General features: G+C 68.3%; 6 protein-coding genes. 2 read left to right on the top strand and 4 right to left on the bottom strand.

Features of this window, described 5'->3' with window-relative positions; translation table 11 throughout:
• Nucleotides 1–377: 377 nt before the first annotated feature.
• The 4 genes from cobM to ABZ942_RS24795 all read right to left on the bottom strand — a co-directional run bounded on the left by cobM (nucleotide 378) and on the right by ABZ942_RS24795 (nucleotide 3451).
• The gene (gene cobM / locus ABZ942_RS24810; protein ID WP_357385766.1) at nucleotides 378–1127 is read right to left on the bottom strand and encodes a precorrin-4 C(11)-methyltransferase; all 750 of its coding nucleotides are present in this window, start codon (nucleotides 1125–1127) and stop codon (nucleotides 378–380) included.
• Between the two features lie 27 nt (nucleotides 1128–1154).
• Nucleotides 1155–1580, bottom strand: coding sequence for a PPOX class F420-dependent oxidoreductase (locus tag ABZ942_RS24805; RefSeq protein ID WP_357385764.1), 426 nt, complete (start codon nucleotides 1578–1580; stop codon nucleotides 1155–1157).
• A 69-nt stretch (nucleotides 1581–1649) separates the two neighbouring features.
• Nucleotides 1650–2267 carry a response regulator transcription factor gene (locus tag ABZ942_RS24800; RefSeq protein WP_357385762.1) on the bottom strand — a complete coding sequence of 206 codons (618 nt, stop codon included), beginning with the start codon at nucleotides 2265–2267 and terminating at the stop codon, nucleotides 1650–1652.
• Nucleotides 2264–3451: a sensor histidine kinase gene (locus tag ABZ942_RS24795; RefSeq protein ID WP_357385760.1), complete on the bottom strand. Its 1188-nt coding sequence runs from the start codon at nucleotides 3449–3451 to the stop codon at nucleotides 2264–2266. Before ABZ942_RS24795 ends, ABZ942_RS24800 begins: the two co-directional genes overlap by 4 nt.
• 130 nt (nucleotides 3452–3581) lie before the next feature.
• Here ABZ942_RS24795 and ABZ942_RS24790 point away from each other — a divergent pair, with 130 nt between their 5' ends.
• Together ABZ942_RS24790 and ABZ942_RS24785 are read left to right on the top strand one after the other, a co-directional pair.
• On the top strand, nucleotides 3582–4640 hold the full coding sequence (locus tag ABZ942_RS24790; RefSeq protein ID WP_357385758.1) for an ABC transporter permease: 1059 nt from the start codon (nucleotides 3582–3584) through the stop codon (nucleotides 4638–4640).
• Between the two features lie 55 nt (nucleotides 4641–4695).
• Nucleotides 4696–5439: an ABC transporter ATP-binding protein gene (locus tag ABZ942_RS24785; protein WP_357385756.1), complete on the top strand. Its 744-nt coding sequence runs from the start codon at nucleotides 4696–4698 to the stop codon at nucleotides 5437–5439.
• The last annotated feature ends 36 nt before the right edge of the window (nucleotides 5440–5475 follow it).

Here is a 5475-nt window from a genome sequence, read left to right as displayed (position 1 = left end):
CCGTAACCTCGCTTCCGGAACACCACGCAAGCGCTCCCCGACGACACCCGGACAGGACGCTCACCTATCCCAGCGTGGCGCCCGCGTCTCGGGGTTCAGTTCTCTAATCAATCAGGCAAAAAAAGCTCATTGGCACTATCTGTTCGCCAGGGTGACCTTGTTACATAGGCGCGACCGCGCCCACTACCCACCGACCGGCGATGCCGGGAATCTCGCTGCAGATCACCGAACCAATCTACCGTCGTCGCCCGCGCCGAACCAACCAACCTCGATAGCCGACCGACATCATCACAGGCAGTCGGGGTGTCAGTACTTTGCAGGGCTCATGTTGCAGACCTCACATCCTGCGCGACGCGCTGTGCGGGCGGCGCGGCGGGTCACCGATGACGGGTGCGAGCCGGGTCGTAGAGGTGCGATTGCGCGCACGACACCGTGCCCGCGAGGGCCCGGCCGACCAGGATGATCGCGGCCTGCCGCAGCCCGGCGGCCGCCGCCTGATCGGCGATGTCGGTGAGTGTGCCGCGCAGGATCAGCTGGTCGGGCTGGCTGGCGCGGTAGACCACGGCGACCGGACAGTCCTGGCCGTAGTCGGCGACGAGCTCGGCGGCCAGCGTGCGGATGCGGGTGATCGCGAGGTGCAGCACGAGTGTGGCGCCGGTGGCGGCGAAGTTGGCCAGTGCCTCGGTGCCGGGCATGGCGGTCGAGCGGGCTTGCGTGCGGGTGAGCACGACCGACTGCACCACCTCGGGGACGGTCAGTTCGGTGCCGAGCAACGCGGCCGCGGCGGCGTAGGCGGGAACACCGGGGGTGACGTCCCACGGAATGCCGTGTGCGTCGAGTCTGCGAGTCTGTTCGGTGAGGGCCGAGTAGAGCGACGGGTCACCCGAACACAGCCGGGCCACGTCGCTGCCGGATTGATCGGCGCGCACCAGGTGTGCGGTGATCTGGTCGAGGTCCAGGTGCTGGGTATCGATCAGTTCGGCGTCGGGCGCGCAATGACCGAGCACCTCGGGATCCAGGTAGGTGCCCGCGTACAGGCACATCGGAGACGAGCCGAGCAGGGCGACCGCGCGGACGGTGAGCAGGTCGGCCGCACCCGGTCCGGCGCCGATGAAGTGCACGGTCATGCGGGTGAGTGTAAAACGCCGGGCAGGTCAGGCCGTCGCGTCGAAGTGCGCGAGCACCTTGGTCGGCCGCAGGCGGACAACGAGTTCGCCGGGCACCCCGTTGCGCTTGCCGAATTCCTCGGCACGGTCGGCCCCCATGTACCGGCCGCCGATCTCGGTGGCCGTGCGGACCAGCTCTTCCGGATCCTCGGACAGGGTCACGGTGCCCTGCAACTGCACCGACGGGTACGGCGCCGCTTCCACATCGACGATCACCGCGATGCGACCGTCGCGGGCGAACGCCTTGCCCTTGGCGGTGGTCTTGCCGGTGTTGAAAACCAGTTCGTCGCCCTCGAGTACGAACCACACCGGGGTCACCACCGGCCGTCCGTCGGCCGCGACGAAAGCCACCTTGCCCGTCCGCGTGCCTTCGGAGAGGAACTCGCGCACCTGAGGATCCGAGAGAGTAGCCATTGCTTCACCCTAGGGGCACGCAGGCTGTCGAACGGGGCAGCTGCGGGCGCATGTCGCGGACTTCGTCGCTCAGATCGCACCTTGCTCGCGGGCGCGGGCGACGGCCGAGGTGCGGGAGCGGACACCGAGTTTCGCGTAGATGTGCACCAGATGGGACTTGACGGTGGTTTCGCTGAGGAACAGCTCCTTGGCGATCTCGCGATTGGAGCGGCCGTCGGCAACCAGCCGCAGCACCTCGATCTCGCGGGCGCTCAGGGTGGTGTCGGCGCGGCGCACCCGGGTCATCAGCTTCGAGGCCACCGCGGGCGAGAGCACGCTCTCCCCCGCCGCGGCGGAGCGGACGGCGGCGAGCAGTTCGGTGGGCGGAGTGTCCTTCAGGATGTAGCCGCAGGCGCCCGCTTCGATAGCGCCGAGGATATCGGCGTCGGTGTCGTAATTGGTGACCACCAAGACATTCGGCGGCTGCGGGAGGGCGCGCAGTTCGGCGGTGGCGTCCGCGCCGGAGCGGCCCGGGCCGAAGCTCAGGTCCATCAGCACCAGATCCACCGGCGTGGTCGCGCAGAACGCGACGGCCGCCTCGCCGGTGGGCACGTCGCCGACGACGGTGATGTCGCCGCCGCCGTCGAGCAGCGCGCGCAGGCCGGCCCGGACGATGGCGTGGTCGTCGGCCAGCAGCAGGCGGATCATCCGTGCCCTCCCGAATCCGGTTCTGGTGCGGCGGGTTCGAGCGGAAAGGAGACGGTGACCGCGGTGTGGCCCGGCTCCGATTCCACCGCCATGGTGCCGCCCTGCTGCTCCACCCGTGACCGCATGGCGGCTAGACCGAACGAGCCGGACGGCGAGTGGTCGAGGACGTCGGGTTCGATCCCGATGCCGTCGTCCACCACGTCGAGCAGGACTTCGGCGGCGGCGTAGGTCAGGGTCAGGCGCATTCGGTCGGCCTTCGCATGCTGCACCACGTTCGAGACCGCGCCTTGCGCGATGCGCACCAGCGCTGCCTCGATCGGCATCGGCAACCGCTCGGGGGTTCCCTCGACCACCAGTTGGGTGGCGAGGCCAGGGGCATTGGCGCGTAGGCAGATTCGTTCCAATGCTTGAGCGAGTGATTGTCCGTCGAGTGCGGCCGGGGCCAATTCGGCGATCAGCCTTCGGGTTTCGGCGAGGTTCTCCGCAGCCGTCTCTCTGGCCAACTGAATCCGTTGCAGCGCAGGATGATCCGGCGCGGACTGTTCGGCGGCATGCAGTAGTAACTGGATGCTGCTCAAGCCCTGGGCGACGGTGTCATGGATCTCCTGCGCCAGCCGCTCGCGTTCGGACAGCTTGCCCGCCGTGCGCTCCTGCTCCGCGAGTATCGCTCGGGTGCTGAGCAATTCGTCGATCAGCCGCTGCCGTTCGGCGGATTCACGGAACAGCGCCTGGTAGCCGAGGCCGATACCGACGGCGACCGCCGCGCCGAACATCGGGCCGACCGCGCCCGCCACCGACCAGCCGCGGTGCACCCCGAAACCGAGCACCGCGATCACCGTGGCTGCCGCTACCGCGACCATGTTCCACGGACGCGGGAGCAGATGCAGGTAGAGGAAGAACAGGCCGAAGGCCAGGTAACCGGCGTCCGGGGCGAGCAGGACCAAGCCGAGCCACCACGCCGTCAGGGCGATCAGCCAGATCGCGATGCCGCCGCGACGCCCGCTCAACACGTGCCCGGCGAAGTACGTCGCCAGGAAGCCCACCGTCAACACCACGACCGGGATCGGATGCGGCGCACCGGGCAGCAGCGCACGCACGGCGATCACCACCGCCAACGCCGTCACCAGCACGTGCAGGCCGAGCCGCAGCGCGGTGAAGACCGGGGTCAGCGGGGACGAGTGCACCTTGCCAGCTTATGTGCGGCTACTCGGGCGGCATCCATCGAAAGGTGTAAACCGCCACCCACCCTTCGATGGTGCGCCTTTCCTTCCCGCGCGCGATGGCCGACGGCGCGCCGCGCGGAACAGTGAAGGCATGTTCGTCGCACTCCGAGATCTGCGCGCCGCCCGCGGCCGCTTCCTGCTCATCACCCTGGTCGTCACCCTGGTGGCGCTGCTGGTGAGCTTCCTCAGCGGGCTCACCGCCGGGCTCGCGCACCAGAACATCTCGGCCGTCGAATCGTTCCCCGGCGACACCATCGTCTTCGCCGACACCGGCGCCGCACCGTCCTTCGACGCCTCGACGTTGACCGCGGAACAGGTCACCGCCTGGCAGGCCGCGGCGGGCCCGAACGGCACCGTCGACCCGATCGGCATCAGCCACGGCAAGGTCGACCCCAGCGGCCGGGCCTCGGTGCAGGTCGCCTTCTTCGGCACCACCGGAACAGCATTCGGCAACCGCTCCGCAACCGAAAACGGCAGCGTGGTGCTCAGCACCGGCGCGGCCAAGGATCTCGGCGCCGCCGCGGGCGACTCCGTCACCATCAGCGGCCGCGCCTTCACCGTCGCCGCGGTGCGCGGCGATGATTGGTACAGCCACACACCGGTCGTCTGGACAACCCTGGCCGACTGGCAGGCGATGAGCCCCCGCTCCGGCGCGGCCACCGTACTCGCGGTCTCCGGCGTCGCCGATCGAACAGCGGTGAACGCCACCGCCCACACGCAGACAACCGATCCATCCGGCGCGCTGTCCGCGCTCAGTGCCTACAAAGCCGAAAACGGCTCACTGACCCTGATGACCGTGCTGCTGTTCGCCATCTCGGCACTGGTGATCGGCGCTTTCTTCACCGTGTGGACCGTCCAGCGCATGCCAGACATCGCCACCCTCAAAGCCCTCGGCGCCACCTCCGGCTCCCTGGTTCGCGACGCCCTCGCCCAAGCCGCCATCGTGCTGACCGCCGGCGTCGCTGTCGGCCTCGGAATCACCGTAGCCGCAGCCGCTTTCATGGGCGACGCCCTCCCGTTCGTCCTCAGCCCCGCCACCACCCTGCTCCCCGCCATAGCCCTGATCGCACTCGGCCTGATAGGCGCCGCCTTCGCCCTCCGCTTCCTCTTCACCACCGACCCCCTGACCGCCCTCGGCGCCGCACGCTGACAATCGCCTGCTCGTCACCACCCAAGACTCGTTGCCGTACTGGAGCTTTCGACCTATGACGACCACCCTGACTCTCGATGACGTCACCCTCACCTACCCAGACGGATCGGGCAGACTCACCGCACTCGACCACGTCGACCTCCGCGTCGCAGGCGGCGAGATCGCCGCCATCACCGGCCCCTCCGGCTCCGGCAAATCCAGCCTGCTCGCCGTCGCCTCCACCCTCATCCACCCAGACTCGGGCCGAATCGACCTCCGAACACCAAGCGGCAGTGTTGATCTCGCGACTGTGGGCCGCCGCGAAGCCGCCGAGCTGCGGCGCTCGTCCATCGGCATCGTCTTCCAACAACCGAACCTGATCCCCGCCCTCACCGCCGTCGAACAGCTGGAGGTGATGACCCACCTAGGCCAGCACCTGCACATCTCCACCCACAAGCGTCGCGAAACCCACACCAGGGCAATGGAACTCCTCGACGCAGTCGGCCTAGCCGACCAACAGTCCAAACGCCCCGCTCAACTCTCCGGCGGCCAACGCCAACGCGTCAACATCGCCCGAGCCCTGATGAACAACCCCGCCCTACTGGTCATCGACGAACCCACCAGCGCCCTCGACACCGAACGCGGCGCCGCCATCATCGACCTAATCCTCACCATCGTCCACGACCACGGAGCGGCCACCCTCCTGGTAACCCACGACCGCACCCACCTCCACCGCATGACCGCTGTCTACAACATGACCGATGGGCATCTCACCGAAAACTGGAACGTTCCAACACAATTCGTTCCACACACGGCCTGAGACCGGCCATCTTTCTGTCGGTGGAGACTGATAGCT

Source organism: Nocardia sp. NPDC046473 (genome assembly GCF_040645995.1).
In the GTDB taxonomy this organism is placed as follows: domain Bacteria; phylum Actinomycetota; class Actinomycetes; order Mycobacteriales; family Mycobacteriaceae; genus Nocardia.
This window is presented reverse-complemented; position numbering and strand designations above follow the sequence as displayed.

Coding starts and splice junctions, on each gene's coding strand:
- cobM (WP_357385766.1), bottom strand. CDS start 1,127: ATGACCGTGCACTTCATCGGCGCCGGACCGGGTGCGGCCGACCTGCTC.
- ABZ942_RS24805 (WP_357385764.1), bottom strand. CDS start 1,580: ATGGCTACTCTCTCGGATCCTCAGGTGCGCGAGTTCCTCTCCGAAGGC.
- ABZ942_RS24800 (WP_357385762.1), bottom strand. CDS start 2,267: ATGATCCGCCTGCTGCTGGCCGACGACCACGCCATCGTCCGGGCCGGC.
- ABZ942_RS24790 (WP_357385758.1), top strand. CDS start 3,582: ATGTTCGTCGCACTCCGAGATCTGCGCGCCGCCCGCGGCCGCTTCCTG.
- ABZ942_RS24785 (WP_357385756.1), top strand. CDS start 4,696: ATGACGACCACCCTGACTCTCGATGACGTCACCCTCACCTACCCAGAC.